The organism is Amycolatopsis keratiniphila (assembly GCF_000400635.2).
GTDB lineage: Bacteria > Actinomycetota > Actinomycetes > Mycobacteriales > Pseudonocardiaceae > Amycolatopsis > Amycolatopsis keratiniphila.
The window spans coordinates 7,899,125-7,913,311 of record NC_021252.1 but is presented as its reverse complement, the minus strand read 5'-3'; the positions used below and the strand labels follow the sequence as shown (position 1 = coordinate 7,913,311).

Below are 14,187 nucleotides of genomic sequence, written 5' to 3'. Positions count from 1 at the left end.
CGATGGGGCCATACTTCATGTGCGATGCACAGCTTTGGCTCAGGAACCTCTCAGGACCATCCCGCAAGGTGAAGACATGACCGAGAACGACGCCGAGAAGGCGCGGCCCGCCGGCGATCGGCCGGACGCGGAGCAGAGCGCGAACTGGGCGGCTCAGCCCGCGCCGCAACAGCCTGACGCGACCGGCCTCGGCGGCCATGCCACTCCGCACACCGGAGCGCAGCAGGCCTACCCCGCGGAGCAGCAGCAGTACAACCCGTGGTCGCCTCAAGCCCAGCAGACTCAGACCCAGGAGCACCAGGCGCAGGGGCAGTACACCCAGGGCCACCAGATCCCCGGCCAGCAGACGCCGTTCACCCAGCCGGGTCCGTCGGTCTACGCGGTCCCGCAGCAGCGCCAGGCGCAGAAGTCCACCTCGGGCAAGCTGCTCGCCGGTGTCGCGGCGATCGCGCTCGTGGTCGGCGGCGTCGCGGGTGGCACGGTCGGCTACCTGACCGGTGACGGGTCCGGCGGTTCCGCCGTGAACGCGCTCGACGCGCCGAAGCCGGCCCAGCAGACGGGCAACCTGCCCGCCGGTTCGGTCGAATCCGTGGCGCAGAAGCTGTCGCCGAGCGTGGTCGAGCTGCAGGTGTCCGGCCGGTCGGGTGCGGGCGAGGGCTCCGGCTTCGTGCTCAGCACCGACGGTTACGTGCTGACCAACAACCACGTCGTCGAGGTCGCCGCCGGTGGCGGGCAGATCCAGGCGGTGTTCCAGGACGGCAAGAAGGGCACGGCGACGGTCGTCGGCCGCGACCCCACGACGGACATCGCCGTGGTGAAGGTCAGCGGTGTCAGCGGCCTGACCCCGGTGGAGCTCGGCCGCTCCGACGACCTGCGGGTCGGCCAGCCGGTGGTCGCGATCGGTTCGCCGTTCGAGCTGACGGGCACGGTCACTTCGGGCATCGTCAGCGCGCTGAACCGGCCGGTGAGCGCCGGTGGCAATGGCGACCAGACCACGGTGATGTCGGCGGTGCAGACCGACGCGGCGATCAACCCCGGGAACTCGGGTGGCCCGCTCGCGAACATGGCGGGCCAGGTCATCGGCATCAACTCGGCGATCTACAGCCCGAAGTCCGCGCAGGGGCAGGGCGGCGAGACCGGCGGCAACGTCGGCATCGGCTTCGCGATCCCGATCGACCAGGCGCGCCGCACGGCCGACGACATCATCAACACCGGCCAAGCGACGCAGACCTTCATCGGCGCGCGAGTGCAGACGGCGCCGACCGGCGGAGCGCAGCTCGGTGAGATCTCGCCGGGCAGCCCCGCGGAGAAGGCGGGCCTCAAATCCGGCGACGTCGTGACGAAGCTGGACGACCGGTCGATCCCGAACGCGGACGCGCTCGTCGCCGAAATCCGCACCAGGGCGCCGAACGACAAGGTGAAGTTCACCCTCAGCGGGGGCAAGGTCATCGAGGTGACCCTCGGCGGCCAGCCCGTCACCCCGAACTAAGAGACGCTCGGCCGCAGTGCGCGGCCGAGACCAGCTCCGGCTCGAACCCCCAGCGGGCCGGACCCAAGAGGCCACGTGCGACCGGCTGCCAATCCCGGTCGCGCGTGGCCCCTTTTTATCGAGGTATAGGGCAAGGGCGCTACCCAGGTCAGGGTGCGTGGTGTTTCGCCCTCCGGCACGGCCGCTGGACGTCCCCGAGCGGGCAGCCCGGGCCTCACCAATGTGTCTTCCGCCTGAGGAACACGGCCACGAGCACGCCGAGCCAGACGACCGCCAGGGTGACGAGCAGGCCGGTGACGGTGTCGGCGTCGTGCAGGCCCGGGTTCCGCGCGCCGCCGAACGGCCGCCACAGCAACGGGAACGCGAGCAGCGTCAGGACACCGGTGAGTACCGCGCCCGTTTTGACCGGCGTCTTCCATCGGTCCGGGAGGAACCTGCTCAGCGCGATACCCACGGCGCCGACCAGTGGCGCGACCAGCAGGTCGTGGACCAGCGGACCGCCGGCGAGCCAGCCGAGCGTCCCGAAGACGTCCGGGCGCAGCGGGAAAGCGTACTCGGCGAACAGCACCACACCCCACGCGAGCGCGGCGAGCCCGGGCAGGAACAGCAGCAGCCGCAACGTCTTCACAGCGTCTCCAAGCGGGTGACCCATTTCGTCTGCAGGACACCGGGCCGGTTCGGGGCGATGATCCGGCACGGGAAGCCGTGGTCGGCGTCGAGCACCTCACCGTTGAGTTCCAGTGCCAGCAGGGTGAGTTCGTCCGCGGTGTGCTCGCCGGGGAGATCGCTGATCCCGTACGGCCCAGCCTTCTCCAGCGAGAACACGCGGACCGGCGTGCCCGGTCTGCTTCCGGCGTGCCGCAGCAGTTCCGGCAGGGAGACGCCGCTCCAGTGCGCGGATTCACTCCACCCCTCGACGCACGCGATCGGCAGTTCCGCCGAAGTTCTCGGCAGGGCACGGAGCTCGTCCAGCGAATAGGTTTTCGTGCCGCGCGGCGTCACTACCGCGAGCCGCCAGTTCGGGTCTCTCGCCGAGTCGAGGACACCGGCGGCCTCGGCGGTCCGGTTCACCGGCAGCCCCTGCGGTCCCTTGCCGCTCCGCCAGGACAGCCCGGAAACGTTACGCAGCAACGGAACCGTCGCTCCGGCCGTCGCCACGACGGCGACCCCCGCGGCCAGCCAGGTCGTCCGGAGGAAGGCGCGCCGCGACGGTTCGGGCTTCGTCGCGAGCGAGCGGCGGACGATGGGGAGCTTCACCGCGATGTGCACCAGGATCGAGCCGATCGCCACCCACGCGACCGCGTAGTGCAGCTGCGGGAAGTAGAAGTTCCACGGATAGTTCTGCGCGACGTTGAACAGGCCGGTGACGAGTTCGAAGAACGCGGCCGCGGAAAGCACGAGGATCGACAGGCGTTCGAGCGCGTGCGGCAGCGACCGGATCACCGGACGCTCGAAGAGTTTCGGGTAGACACTCCAGAGTTTGGCCAGCAGCAACGGAATCGACGCGATCCCGGAGATCACGTGCGTGCCCTGGGTGACCCGGTACAGCCAGACCGGACGGCTCGGCCAGCCGAACCACGACGGCGGATGCTGGATGAGATGGCTGAGCAGGCCGGTGACGAAACACAGGGTGAAGGTGACGGCGAGGGCGAGCCCGATCCGGGACGTCACGCGCTCCGAAGGCGTGTTCATGCTTTCTCCAGGCAGGCGAACCAGCGGTGGCCGTGGCTGGTGGACCAGGCGACGCGGAACGCGGTGCGGGCGGCGAGGTCCGCGATCGCCTCGACACCGACCCACGCCCAGGTGAACCAGGCGCCGTCCTCGGGCCGCAGCCGGACCCGGTCCTGGCGAAGGCCGCGGCCGGGCGGGTCGAGTTCGACGAGCACGGTCCCGCTCTCGGTGAGCAGTTCAGACATCCGCGTCAGGAGGCGGTGTGGATCGCCACCGATGCCGATGTTCCCGTCTGCCAGCAAAACGTGCCGCCAGCGTCCTTCGCCGGGAAGCCGATCGAAGATGTCTCGATGGAGCGCGGCGGCGCCCCGGTCGTGGGTGAGCCGCACGGCGGTGGCGGAGATGTCGACGCCGAGCGCGGCAACTCCGCGTTCGGACAGCGCGGCGGTGAGCCTGCCGGGGCCGCAGCCGACGTCGAGGGTCGGGCCCTCACAGGCGTCGAGAAGGACTTCGTCGCCCTCGCAGGGGATGGCCGTCCAGCGGTCCACCGGCAGGTCGACGCGTTCGCCGGTCGCCAGTTCCAGCCAGCAGCGGTGGCCGAGCAGGCCGCGGTCGAAGGCGGTCACCGGACTTCGGCCACCGCTCGGGCGAACCGGCCGTGTGGTGCCACTTCGGCGACCCGGCGCGCGTCCGCGATCGTGTCCACATCGGACAGTGTGGCTAGGTGTCCTGGAGACAGCCCTGCTTCGCTCAGCGCGCGCAGGGTCTGCCGCCCGGTGTCGTCACGCGACATCGGGACCCCGGCGAGAGCCTTGGCGTGTAACGGGTCCTTGAGTCCCAGAGCCCACCAGCCGCCGTCTTCGGCAGGCCCAAGCACCGAGTTATCGGCCCGGCTCGCCGCTTGAGCCAGGAGTGCCGGGGTGACCTGCGGGGTGTCCATCCCGATCTGCAGCACCGATTCCCCGGGGCGAGAGGCGTCCGCGTGCGCGTTGACGAGCCGCATGTCGAAACCTTCACCGCGCTGGGGGATCACCTCCGCTTTTCGCAGTACCGCGGCGATTTCCGTGCCGCGGGCGGCTTCGCCGAGTTCGCCGGTCATGGCGACGACCACGCGCGCGTCCGGGGTCGCGAGGGCGGCGTCGAGGGTGTCGAGCAGTGAGGCGGCCGCGATCTCGGCGGCCTGTTCCGGTGTCGCGGGCGGGCACAGCCGCGTCTTCGCGAAACCGGGCACGGGCGCTTTGGCGACGATGAGCAGGCAGAAGGTCATCGGCTCAGCACCCGCCCGAAATCCCGTGCGGCGCGCAGGGTGCCCCGCAGCGAGCCGGAGACCTTCGACTTCGTGCCCTTCGCGCGTTCGCCGTAGGACACGTCGAATTCGGTGACCCGCCAGCCCGCGCGCCTCGCCTTGACCAGCAGTTCGAGCGGGTAGCCGAAGGCGCGATCGGTGACGCCGAGATCGAGGAGCGCCCGTCGCCGGACGGCCCGCAGCGGCGCGATGTCCCGGACCGGCAATCCCTTGTGCCGCAACAACGACGAGATCAGCGCGTTGCCGGCTCTCGCGTGCCATGGCCAGACTCCCGGCCCGGACGGCACCCGCCGCCCGACCGCCAGATCCGCGTCCGCGAGGCCGCGGACGAGCATCGGGAGTTCGGCGAGATCGAGAGAGCCGTCGGCATCGGCGAAGCAGACGACGTCCGCCGTCGCCGCTTCCAGCCCGGTGTGCACCGCGGCGCCGTAGCCGCGCCGGGGTTCGTGGACGACCTTCGCCCCGAGCCCGGCCGCGATCTCGGCGGAACCGTCCGTGGAGCCGTTGTCGACCACGATCGCCCGATACCGCTCGGGCAGCGCCGCCAGTACGCCGGGCAGGGCGCCGGCCTCGTCGAGACAGGGGAGCACGACGTCAACCTGGTCATCGTTCACGCAACGCACGTTAAATCCGGGATGGACGGACGAAAACCCTTGCCGTGCTTACCGAATCATGACGTCGGCGAAGTCCTTACCGAGTTCTGACGGATCCCGCGTTCAGCCCGATGGGCGCGGGGAACGCGGTTATGGTGCCGGTGATGTCCACTGTCACCGCCCCTTCCCGTACCGGTCGCCGGGCCGATCTGATCGCCGTGGGGCTGGCGATGCTCGTGGTCGCCGCCGCGATCGGCGTCGGCCTCTACTACAACCGGCCCGGCTCCGGCGTGGTGATCTACGCGTTCGCGCCGCCGCTGTTCGGTTTGTGGCTGCCGCATGTGGGGCCGGGTTCGGTCGCCGCCGTCGTGCTCGCGCTGCTGGTCGTCACCAAAGGTCCCTCGCTCGCCGCGCGGCTGCGATGGCGTCCGCTGCTCGCGCTCGGCTACGTGACCGCGCTGGCGTGGACGTTCTCGCTGGCGATGATCGACGGCTGGGCGCGCGGTTTCACCGGCAGGCTCACCACGGAACACGAGTACCTGCACGAGGTCCCCGGCATCACCGACATCCCGGCGATGCTGAACGAATTCTCCTCCCGCATCCTCGACTTCCAGCCGGATTCGTGGACGACACACGTTTCCGGGCATCCGCCGGGCGCGACGCTGGTCTTCGTCTGGCTCGACAGACTCGGCCTGCAGGGCGGTGCGTGGGCGTCGACGGTCGTAGTTCTCGTCGGTTGCCTGGCCGTGGTCGCGGTGCCGGTGACGCTCGCCGCGCTGGGCCGCGAGGACGCCGCCAGGACGGTCCTGCCGTTCGCGGTGCTCACTCCGGGCGCGATCTGGATCGGGGTGTCCGCGGACGGGCTCTTCGCGGGGGTCACGGCGACCGGGATCGCGCTGCTGGCGCTCGCCAAGCGACGACGGATCCTCGCGCTGCCCGGTGGTCTGCTGCTCGGGTTCGGGCTCTTTCTCTCCTACGGTCTCGTGCTGCTGGCCGTGCTCGTGCTGGCCGTCGTCGTGCTGACCCGCGAGTGGCGGATCCTGCTCCTCGCCACGGCGGGTGTGGCCGTGGTCGTCGTGACGTTCGCGCTGGCGGGTTTCTGGTGGCTCGACGGCTATCACCTGGTCGTCGAGCGCTACTACCAGGGGATCGCCACGCTGCGCCCGTACTCCTACTGGGTCTGGGCGGATATCGCGGCGGTGCTGATCGCGATCGGCCCCGCCGTGATCGCCGGCACGCGACGGGCGGGCGCGGACTTCCTCGCCGAGCCGAAACGGTCGTTCCGCGAGCCGGTCACGCTGATCGTGCTGGCCGCGGCGCTGACGATCGCTTTCGCCGACCTGTCCGGCCTGTCGAAGGCCGAGGTCGAACGCATCTGGCTACCGTTCGAGGTGTGGCTGCTGCCCGCGGTGGCGCTGCTGCCGTCGAAGGGGCGGCGGTGGTGGCTCGCCGCGTCGGCGGCCACGGCGCTGGTGGTGAACCATCTGGTGCTGACGAGCTGGTGAGGTGGATGACATGACAGAGCAGGGCCGGGTGCTCGTCGTCGACGACGACGAGACCGTGCGGGACGTCGTCCGGCGGTATCTGGAGGTCGCGGGTTTCGAGGTCGACGTCGCCGGGGACGGCACCGAGGGGCTGCGGCTGTTCTCCACGACCGGGCCGGACCTCGTGGTCCTCGACGTCATGATGCCCGGGCTCAACGGGCTCGAGGTCTGCCGTCGGCTGCGGCAGGTGAGCCAGGTGCCGGTCGTGATGCTGACCGCGCTCGGCGAGGAGGAGAACCGGATCGCCGGACTCCAGCTCGGCGCCGACGACTACGTCACGAAACCGTTCAGCCCCAAGGAACTCGCGTTACGGGTGGCGTCGGTGCTGCGGCGGGCGCGGATGCCGCGGCCCGAACCGGCCGCCCGCGTGATCACCGACGGAGACCTCGCGTTGCAGATGTCGGCGCGGCAGGCGGCCCTCGGCGGTGTGGAACTTCCCCTGACCAGCCGGGAATTCGATCTCCTCGCGTTCTTCCTCACCCATCCCGGGGTGGCGTTCTCCCGCGCCGACCTGCTGGAGAAGGTCTGGGGCTGGGACTTCGGCGACCAGTCCACGGTGACCGTCCACGTCAGACGGTTGCGGGAGAAGATCGAGAAGGACCCGGCGAAACCCGTCCGCGTCGCCACCGTATGGGGCGTCGGCTACCGGTACGACCCGGTGCGGCGATGATCGGCTCCGGGGAGTCGCTCGGCGAGATGCTGGCGCACGCCTGGCACATCCTGCCGTTCGCGCTGATGTTCGCGCTGCCGGTGGTGCTGCTCGGCGGGCTGGCGCTGTACCTGCTCCGGCACGGTTCGCTCGCCAGCACGATGACGATCCTCGTGCTGATCCCGGTGTTCGCGACGCTGATCGCGGTGCTCGGCATCAGCGGGTTCATGTTCACCCCGGCGCTGACCACGATGACCCTGGTCTGCCTGCTGGTCGCGCTCGTGACCGTGCCGGCGGCGCTCGTGCTCGGCCGCGCGATCGCGCGCCGCAGTGTGTGGGAACGGGAGGCACGGAAACGGGAGCGCGCGGCCGAGGCGTCGCGGCGCGAATTGGTCGCGTGGATCAGCCACGATCTGCGAAGCCCGCTGGCCGGGATCCAGGCGATGGCCGAGGCCGTCGCGGACGGCGTCGTCGCCGACCCGATCGAGGTCACCGGCTACGCGCGGCGGATCAGCGGGGAGACCACGCGGTTGTCCGGCATGGTCGGCGATCTGTTCGAGCTTTCCCGGATCACCGCAGGTGCGCTGCAACTGACGATGGCCGCGGTGCCGCTGCGCGACGTCGTGAGCGACGCCGTCGCCGCGCAGGCGCCGCTCGCCGAGCAGAAACGCGTACGCATGATCGAATACGCCAACGTGTGGCCGGTCGTTTCCGGCAGTGACCCGGAACTGGCGCGGATCGTGCGCAACCTGGTGTCCAACGCGGTGCGGCACACCCCGCCGGACGGGACGGTCGCCGTCCAGATCGGCATCGAGGGCGGCGAGGCGCTGCTCGCGGTTTCCGACGGCTGCGGCGGGATCCCCGACGACGAAATCGGCCGCGTCTTCGACGTCGCGTTCCGCGGGACGAGGGCTCGGACGCCCGAACGAGGTGGGCTGGCGAGTGGCGGCGGACTCGGCCTCGCGATCGCGAAAGGCCTGGTGGAAGCCCATCGCGGCCGGATCGGAGTCCAGAACCACGGACCCGGCTGCCGGTTCGAGGTCCGGCTTCCGCTCGCCATGCCCTGACGTGTCAGCGGCGTGTCACCGCGGTGTCAGCGCGGACGGCGATCGTTGCCGCCATGACCACTTCAGCGAAGCGATTCTTCCGACGGGCGACGATCACCGCGATGGCGGCCGCGCTGCTGGCCGGCATCACCCCCGGCCTCGCCGCCGCGGACAGCGGACGGGACCGGCCGGACCTGCGGGCGATGGCCGAGGAGATCGCCGCCTCCGGTTTCGCCGGCGCGCAGCTGCGGGTGCACGACCCGCGAGGCGACTGGACCGGCAGCGCCGGGGTGCGCGAGCTGGGCTCGGCCGCCAAGCCGCCGACCAACGGACGGTTCCGGATCGGCAGCAACACCAAGACCTTCGTGGCCACCGCCGTGCTGCAGCTGGTCGGGGAGGGCAAGGTCGGTCTGGACGCGCCGGTGGCCGGGTACCTGCCCGAGTTCGGCCTCGACCGGCGGATCACCGTGCGGATGTTGTTGCAGCACACCAGCGGCCTGTTCGACTACACCGGCGCGATGCTGCCCGACGGCACGATCGTGCCGGGAATCCCCTTGACGGGCAAGGAGTTCCTGGACAACCGGTATCACACCTACCGGCCGGAGGAGCTGGTGCGTTTCGGCCTGTCCAAGCCGCCGCTGTTCGCGCCGGGCACGGACTGGACGTACACGAACATCAACTACGTCCTGGCCGGGCTGGTGATCGAGAAGGTCACCGGCCGTCCGTACGGCGACGAGCTCCAGCGGCGGATCTTCCGGCCGCTCGGGCTCCGGGACACCGTGGTTCCCGGCACCTGGCCGGGCATCCCCGGGCCGCACGCCCACGGCTACTACCGCTACGAGGAGAAGCCCGGCCAGTGGAAGACGGTCGACATCACCAACCAGAACCCGTCGTGGGCGTCCAGCGCCGGTGAGCTGATCTCGACCACGAAGGACCTCCACACGTTCTTCTCCGCGCTGCTGGGCGGAAAGCTGCTGCCCGCCCCGCTGCTCGCCGAGATGCGCAAACCGCACCCGAAGGGCGGCTACGGGCTCGGCCTGTACGTCCAGGAAGCGAGCTGCGGCACCGTCCTCAAGGGGATGGGCGGTTTCCACGGCTTTGGAACGGTGATGGCCGGCACGGCCGACGGCAGCCGGACCTTCGAGCTGTCCATGACCTACGGCGACTCGGCGGCCGATCTGGGGCAGGCCTACAACAAGGCGGACCAGCTGCTCACCGACAAGGTGCTGTGCGGCAAGTAGGTCAGAGCCGCAGGAACCCCATGTCCGGGAAGTGGGCCGGCGCGATGATCGCGCCGGTCTCTTCCGCTTCGGCGAGAAAGCGTTGCCGGGTACGGAGAGCGAGATCGGGGTCGACGTCGCCGAGGAAACCGACCCGCGAGTCCGTCAGCTGCGCGGGAGTGTGCAGGACGTCGCCGAGCAGCAGCAGACGCTCGTCGTCCGCGGTGATGTCGAGGACGTAGTGGCCGGGCGTGTGTCCCGGAGCGTGCCGCGCCACGATCCCGGGCGCGATTTCGACGGCGTCGCCGCTGATCGCCTCGGTCAGCCCCGCGCCGCGGGCGGTCTCCATCCCGACGCGGCTCCATTCGCTCGTCCCGGCGGGCGCGATCAGCGCGTCCCAGTCGAGCCGGCCGAAGACGACCTGGGCACCGGGGAAGGTCAGGTCGCCTTCGGGGGCGATCCAGCCGATGTGGTCGTTGTGCAGGTGGGTGAGGAAGACGGTGTCGATCTCGTCCACCGGGCATCCGGCCTTGTCCAGCGCGGCGGCGAGGTCGCCACCCGTGCCCATCGGCGGCGTCGGATCGCCCTTGGCGGGCGTCATCCCCGGCGGGAAGGCGAATTCGCGCGGGCCGAGGCCGGTGTCGACGAGGATCGTGCGGCCGTTGCCGCGGATCAGGTACGCGCCGGTCGGGACGTGCACGGTGCCGTCCTCGTCGAAGACGTCCGGGTGGGCTTCGGGGTCGAGACCGGGGAAGAACGCGAGCGGCAGCCGGATCAAGCCGTCCCCGATCGCTTCGATCTCGATGTCTCCGACGGTGATGCCCACCAAAACCCCCAAAAAAGTCGATTCCGTTGCCGGGAACGACAACCGGCCGGGGGTCCGGTCTGTTCCCGGTTTCAGGAACCGACCGGTTCCCGCAGCTCAGCGGTGGCGAAACCGGCGATGCCTTCGGCGAAACCCGTCCGCGCGGTGAAGCCGAGCAGCCGCCGGGCGCGGGCGGGATCCGCGACGACATGCCGGACGTCGGCGGGCCGGGCGCCACCGGCGATTTTCGGGGCAGGCCCGTCACAGGCCTTCGCCAGCTCTTCGGCGAGTTCGCCGACGGAGTGTGGCTGCCCGGAACAGATGTTCAGCGGAGTCAGGTCGCCTTCGGGGCCGTCGGTGCTCAGCGCCAGGACGTTCGCCCTCGCCACGTCGTGGACGTGCACGAAGTCGCGCTGCTGCTTGCCGTCCTCCAGCACGATCGGCGCCTCGCCGCGCAGAAGCGAGGAACGGAACAGCGACGCGACACCCGCGTACGGCGTGTTCTGCGGCATCCGCGGACCGTAGACGTTGTGATAGCGCAGCGCCCAGACCGTTCCGCCGGTCTGCCGGGCCCACGCCGCCGCCAGATGTTCCTGCGCGAGCTTGGTGGCCGCGTAGGTGCTCCGCGGCCGCAGCGGCGCGTCTTCGGGGACCAGCCGCCAGCCGAGCTCGGCGCCGCAAGCCGCGCACGTGGGCTCGAAGCGTCCGCCATCCACATCGGACTGTTTCCGCGGCGACGGTGCGACGATGCCGTGGGCAGGGCATTCGTAGCGACCCTCGCCGTAGACGACCATCGACGAGGCGAGCACCAGTTTCCGGACTGCCGCCCGGTGCATGGCCGCGAGCAGCACGGCGGTCCCGTAGTCGTTGTTCAGCGCGTACGACGGCGCGTCGGAGGGATCGACCCCGTGCCCGACGACGGCCGCCTGATGGCAGACCGCGTCGACACCGTCCAGCAGTTCCGCGACCAGCTCCGTGTCGGTGACGTCGCCCCGAAGGAACCGGTGGCGACCGGTGTACCCGGGCGGGCGCGGCGAACCATGCGCGGTGCCGAGGAGGTTGTCGAGGACGACGACCTCGTGACCTTCATCGGACAGCAGATCGGCCACGTGGGAGCCGATGAACCCGGCCCCGCCGGTTATCAGTGTTCGCACCGCTCCGACGCTAGGGGCGATTTCCGGCGGCAGCGCCGGATCACCGGCTCACGTCAGGGAATCGTCACAACTACGCGGCACCGCCGAAGCGAAGATCAGCCGAAACCGGATACGGTGTGCCTATGGAACGGAGCGCACAACGGCTGGGCCGCGCACTGGTGGTCATCGTGGACGATCGCGTCGCCCACGGCGAACACGAGGACAACACGGGACCGTTGGTCACGGAGCTGCTCGAAGAGGCCGGGTTCATCGTCGACGGCGTAGTCGTGGTCGAGGCCGAGACGGCCGCGATCCGCAACGCGCTCAACACCGCGGTGATCGGCGGCGCCGACCTGGTGATCACCGTCGGCGGCACCGGGGTCTCCCCGCGCGACCGCACACCCGACGCGACGGCCGGTGTGCTCGACCGCCCGATCCCGGGCATCGGCGAGGCACTGCGCGCGTCCGGTCTCGCCGCCGGCGCGGTGGACGCGGGCATCTCCCGCGGGCTCGTCGGTGTCTCCGGCAGCACACTGGTGGTCAACCTCGCGGGTTCACGCGCGGCCGTCCGCGACGGCATGGCGACGCTCTCGTCGCTGGTGCCGTACGTGATCGACGAGCTGTCCGGGCTCGAAGAGGCCTAGTTCTTCGGGGCGGGTCCGGGCTCTGTCCCGGGCTCGCCCTTTTTGTCGTGGTGCAGCACTCCTTCCACCTTTTCGGTGACCTGGCCGATCTTGTCCTCGAACCGGCCACCGGTGACCTTGTTCGCCCCGGCCGACGCCGCCGAGACACCCTTGGCCGCGACGTCGCCCGCCTTCTCGGCCAGCGGCCCGGCCTTCTCGCGGACTTCGCCCGCGACCTCTTCCGCTTTGTGGATGGCCTGCGCGGCCAGCCCCTTCGCTTTGTCGACAATGCTCATGCGCTGATGGTCCCACCGGCCGGGGTACCTCGCGACCGGTGCGAAAATGGACGTCATGCCAGGTGAAGACGAGGACAAGCGCTCCGCCGCGGCGGCGAAACGACGGGTCGACGAGATCTTCGGCGACGTCCTGCCGGACACGACCTCCGACGAGCGAGAGCCGGGGCAGCGCACCCCGGACTCCGACTCGTGGTTCCTGGAGAACCGGCCGCCCCATCACGACCGGTGAACCGGGTCAGCTCTGGCGGTTCTGCTGCGCGCGCAGCAGGTCCCGGATTTCGGTGAGCAGTTCGACGTCGGTCGGCTCCGCCGGGCCTGCCTCCTCGCCGCGCTTGCGCCGCTCCTGGACGTGCTTGACCGGCAGCACGATCACGAAGTAGACGACGGCCGCGACCAGCACGAAGTTGATCGCCGCGTTGATCACGCCGCCGAAGTCGAGGAACGTGGCGTCGTTCTCGGCCAGGATGTTGAACCCCAGCCCCTTGGCGGCGTCCGACCCGCCGATGGTGTTGATCAACGGTTTGATCAGGCCGTTCGTGAAGGCCGTGACGATCGCGGTGAACGCGGCGCCGATGACCACCGCGACCGCGAGGTCGACGACGTTCCCGCGCATCAGGAAGTCCTTGAAACCCTTGAGCAAGTCGCTCTCCTCTTCACCTGGGACGGTTCGCCGACCGTCCCTTTTCCATACCGGGGGGACGCAGGCGCCCGCCGCCATAGGGCAGGCGCGAGCTAGCGGAGGGTAACCGTTATGGACCGTTCCAGCGAGGTGGCCGCGACTCGTGTCGCGATCGCGGAGGGCAGGGAAAGCAGCACCAAAGGTCCCTTGCTCCCGGCGCCGGGAGTGGTCGGATCCCGGGCACCTTGTTCGCCGACGGCGGCCACGACGGCCATGCTGGCCAGCACAGATGCTTCACGTCTGGCTTCGGCGGCCGCGACGACGTCGACGCGCTGGCCCGGCCTGAGCAGTTCCGCGACGCCGGCGTCGGCGAGCCTCACCGGGACAGTTGAACTCTCGGGATCACCCGATCCGGGGATGTCCGCGTCCAGCAGCCGGACATCGGTCAGCGGTTCACCCGCCCTCGCGGCACCGACGAGCAGCCGTCCCTCCACCGAGGCGGGCAGGCCGGTGGCGCCCTGTGGACGGACGTCGTCCGGGAGGTCGACGAGTTCGAGGTCGGTGGCGCGCAGCACCGACCCGGCCGGGAGGTCATGGGCGGAGACCACGGTCGCGGTGCCGGGCGCGCCGCGTGCGGACTCCGGCAGGAAGAGCGCGACCAGGCCGCTGAGCAGCAGGGACAGGGCAAGCCAGCGGCGCATCAGCCGCGCGGGCCTGCCGCGGAGTCTTCGCAGGACGGGCAGATCGTGGAGCACGGGATTCCCCTCGTCGATCGGTGATGATCTCGACGCTAGGGGCGGCACGCGGCCGTGGAAAGAACGAAAACCCCCGGCTGTGGATAACCGGGGGCCTGTGGACAACTCGGGACGTCAGGAAGCGGCGGCGGCCGTTTTCGTGGTACCCGTGGAGGAGGATGCCGGGCTCTTGGTCTCCGACTTGGACTCGGTCTTCGACTCCGACTTCGTCTCGGTCTTGGCCGGGGCCGCGGTCGTGTTGGCCTTCGAGTCGCGCGAATCGTTGCGGTAGAACCCGCTGCCCTTGAAGACCACGCCGACCGAGCTGAAGACCTTGCGAAGCGGGCCCGAGCACTGCGGGCACACGGTCAAGCTCGCGTCGGAGAACGACTGCACGGCCTCGAAAGCGTGGTCGCATTCCTTGCAGGCGTATTGGTAGGTGGGCACTGCTGCTCCTTC

At 70.2% G+C, this 14,187-nt stretch carries 18 protein-coding genes; 7 read left to right on the top strand and 11 right to left on the bottom strand.

The features are described from left to right. Window positions 1–76: 76 nt before the first annotated feature. The gene (locus AORI_RS76545; protein ID WP_016337383.1) at window positions 77–1,489 is read left to right on the top strand and encodes a S1C family serine protease; all 1,413 of its coding nucleotides are present in this window, start codon (window positions 77–79) and stop codon (window positions 1,487–1,489) included. Between the two features lie 214 nt (window positions 1,490–1,703). Here AORI_RS76545 and AORI_RS76540 read toward each other — a convergent pair whose 3' ends face one another. The 5 genes from AORI_RS76540 to AORI_RS76520 are packed head-to-tail and all read right to left on the bottom strand — an operon-like array spanning window position 1,704 to window position 5,080. Beyond that, window positions 1,704–2,117 carry a hypothetical protein gene (locus tag AORI_RS76540; protein WP_016337382.1) on the bottom strand — a complete coding sequence of 138 codons (414 nt, stop codon included), beginning with the start codon at window positions 2,115–2,117 and terminating at the stop codon, window positions 1,704–1,706. Then, complete coding sequence (locus tag AORI_RS76535) at window positions 2,114–3,181, bottom strand: molybdopterin-dependent oxidoreductase (protein ID WP_016337381.1); 1,068 nt, start codon at window positions 3,179–3,181, stop codon at window positions 2,114–2,116. Before AORI_RS76535 ends, AORI_RS76540 begins: the two co-directional genes overlap by 4 nt. Beyond that, the gene (locus tag AORI_RS76530) at window positions 3,178–3,786 is read right to left on the bottom strand and encodes a methyltransferase domain-containing protein (protein WP_016337380.1); all 609 of its coding nucleotides are present in this window, start codon (window positions 3,784–3,786) and stop codon (window positions 3,178–3,180) included. Before AORI_RS76530 ends, AORI_RS76535 begins: the two co-directional genes overlap by 4 nt. Then, the gene (locus AORI_RS76525) at window positions 3,783–4,427 is read right to left on the bottom strand and encodes a TIGR04282 family arsenosugar biosynthesis glycosyltransferase (protein ID WP_016337379.1); all 645 of its coding nucleotides are present in this window, start codon (window positions 4,425–4,427) and stop codon (window positions 3,783–3,785) included. Before AORI_RS76525 ends, AORI_RS76530 begins: the two co-directional genes overlap by 4 nt. Further along, the gene (locus AORI_RS76520) at window positions 4,424–5,080 is read right to left on the bottom strand and encodes a glycosyltransferase family 2 protein (protein WP_016337378.1); all 657 of its coding nucleotides are present in this window, start codon (window positions 5,078–5,080) and stop codon (window positions 4,424–4,426) included. Before AORI_RS76520 ends, AORI_RS76525 begins: the two co-directional genes overlap by 4 nt. Before the next feature lie 131 nt (window positions 5,081–5,211). On the opposite strand from AORI_RS76520, the gene AORI_RS76515 reads away from it, so the two are divergent. From AORI_RS76515 to AORI_RS76500, 4 genes are read left to right on the top strand one after another with little or no spacing between them, the layout of a single operon-like run. Then, on the top strand, window positions 5,212–6,564 hold the full coding sequence (locus tag AORI_RS76515) for a hypothetical protein (RefSeq protein ID WP_016337377.1): 1,353 nt from the start codon (window positions 5,212–5,214) through the stop codon (window positions 6,562–6,564). A gap of 10 nt (window positions 6,565–6,574) precedes the next feature. Continuing rightward, the gene (locus AORI_RS76510; RefSeq protein ID WP_016337376.1) at window positions 6,575–7,273 is read left to right on the top strand and encodes a response regulator transcription factor; all 699 of its coding nucleotides are present in this window, start codon (window positions 6,575–6,577) and stop codon (window positions 7,271–7,273) included. Further along, complete coding sequence (locus tag AORI_RS76505; protein ID WP_016337375.1) at window positions 7,270–8,319, top strand: sensor histidine kinase; 1,050 nt, start codon at window positions 7,270–7,272, stop codon at window positions 8,317–8,319. Before AORI_RS76510 ends, AORI_RS76505 begins: the two co-directional genes overlap by 4 nt. A gap of 53 nt (window positions 8,320–8,372) precedes the next feature. Beyond that, window positions 8,373–9,539: a serine hydrolase domain-containing protein gene (locus tag AORI_RS76500; protein ID WP_016337374.1), complete on the top strand. Its 1,167-nt coding sequence runs from the start codon at window positions 8,373–8,375 to the stop codon at window positions 9,537–9,539. Between the two features lies 1 nt (window position 9,540). Here AORI_RS76500 and AORI_RS76495 read toward each other — a convergent pair whose 3' ends face one another. Both AORI_RS76495 and AORI_RS76490 read right to left on the bottom strand, forming a co-directional pair. After that, entirely contained in the window at window positions 9,541–10,344 is an 804-nt protein-coding gene (locus AORI_RS76495; RefSeq protein WP_016337373.1) for an MBL fold metallo-hydrolase, read from the bottom strand. 71 nt (window positions 10,345–10,415) lie between these two features. After that, window positions 10,416–11,477 (bottom strand): NAD-dependent epimerase/dehydratase family protein, encoded by a 1,062-nt coding sequence (locus AORI_RS76490; RefSeq protein ID WP_016337372.1) that lies wholly within the window; start codon window positions 11,475–11,477, stop codon window positions 10,416–10,418. Between the two features lie 122 nt (window positions 11,478–11,599). Here AORI_RS76490 and AORI_RS76485 point away from each other — a divergent pair, with 122 nt between their 5' ends. After that, complete coding sequence (locus tag AORI_RS76485; RefSeq protein ID WP_005155592.1) at window positions 11,600–12,100, top strand: MogA/MoaB family molybdenum cofactor biosynthesis protein; 501 nt, start codon at window positions 11,600–11,602, stop codon at window positions 12,098–12,100. Here the strand turns inward: AORI_RS76485 and AORI_RS76480 are convergent. Beyond that, window positions 12,097–12,375 (bottom strand): Rv0909 family putative TA system antitoxin, encoded by a 279-nt coding sequence (locus AORI_RS76480; protein WP_016337371.1) that lies wholly within the window; start codon window positions 12,373–12,375, stop codon window positions 12,097–12,099. The genes AORI_RS76485 and AORI_RS76480 overlap by 4 nt on opposite strands. Before the next feature lie 55 nt (window positions 12,376–12,430). Here AORI_RS76480 and AORI_RS83120 point away from each other — a divergent pair, with 55 nt between their 5' ends. After that, window positions 12,431–12,604: a hypothetical protein gene (locus AORI_RS83120; protein ID WP_172843561.1), complete on the top strand. Its 174-nt coding sequence runs from the start codon at window positions 12,431–12,433 to the stop codon at window positions 12,602–12,604. A gap of 6 nt (window positions 12,605–12,610) precedes the next feature. Here AORI_RS83120 and mscL read toward each other — a convergent pair whose 3' ends face one another. The 3 genes from mscL to AORI_RS76465 all read right to left on the bottom strand — a co-directional run bounded on the left by mscL (window position 12,611) and on the right by AORI_RS76465 (window position 14,175). Then, window positions 12,611–13,015 (bottom strand): large-conductance mechanosensitive channel protein MscL, encoded by a 405-nt coding sequence (gene mscL / locus AORI_RS76475; protein ID WP_016337369.1) that lies wholly within the window; start codon window positions 13,013–13,015, stop codon window positions 12,611–12,613. Window positions 13,016–13,107: 92 nt separating this feature from the next. Further along, on the bottom strand, window positions 13,108–13,749 hold the full coding sequence (locus AORI_RS76470; RefSeq protein WP_016337368.1) for an SAF domain-containing protein: 642 nt from the start codon (window positions 13,747–13,749) through the stop codon (window positions 13,108–13,110). 114 nt (window positions 13,750–13,863) lie between these two features. Further along, window positions 13,864–14,175, bottom strand: coding sequence for an FmdB family zinc ribbon protein (locus tag AORI_RS76465; RefSeq protein WP_016337367.1), 312 nt, complete (start codon window positions 14,173–14,175; stop codon window positions 13,864–13,866). Window positions 14,176–14,187 lie beyond the last annotated feature (12 nt).

Excerpts from the sequence above, each read along its gene's own strand:
- AORI_RS76545 (WP_016337383.1), top strand. The coding sequence starts at position 77 with ATGACCGAGAACGACGCCGAGAAGGCGCGGCCCGCCGGCGATCGGCCG.
- AORI_RS76535 (WP_016337381.1), bottom strand. The coding sequence starts at position 3,181 with ATGAACACGCCTTCGGAGCGCGTGACGTCCCGGATCGGGCTCGCCCTC.
- AORI_RS76525 (WP_016337379.1), bottom strand. The coding sequence starts at position 4,427 with ATGACCTTCTGCCTGCTCATCGTCGCCAAAGCGCCCGTGCCCGGTTTC.
- AORI_RS76515 (WP_016337377.1), top strand. The coding sequence starts at position 5,212 with ATGGTGCCGGTGATGTCCACTGTCACCGCCCCTTCCCGTACCGGTCGC.
- AORI_RS76510 (WP_016337376.1), top strand. The coding sequence starts at position 6,575 with ATGACAGAGCAGGGCCGGGTGCTCGTCGTCGACGACGACGAGACCGTG.
- AORI_RS76505 (WP_016337375.1), top strand. The coding sequence starts at position 7,270 with ATGATCGGCTCCGGGGAGTCGCTCGGCGAGATGCTGGCGCACGCCTGG.
- AORI_RS76500 (WP_016337374.1), top strand. The coding sequence starts at position 8,373 with ATGACCACTTCAGCGAAGCGATTCTTCCGACGGGCGACGATCACCGCG.
- AORI_RS76485 (WP_005155592.1), top strand. The coding sequence starts at position 11,600 with ATGGAACGGAGCGCACAACGGCTGGGCCGCGCACTGGTGGTCATCGTG.
- AORI_RS76480 (WP_016337371.1), bottom strand. The coding sequence starts at position 12,375 with ATGAGCATTGTCGACAAAGCGAAGGGGCTGGCCGCGCAGGCCATCCAC.
- AORI_RS83120 (WP_172843561.1), top strand. The coding sequence starts at position 12,431 with ATGCCAGGTGAAGACGAGGACAAGCGCTCCGCCGCGGCGGCGAAACGA.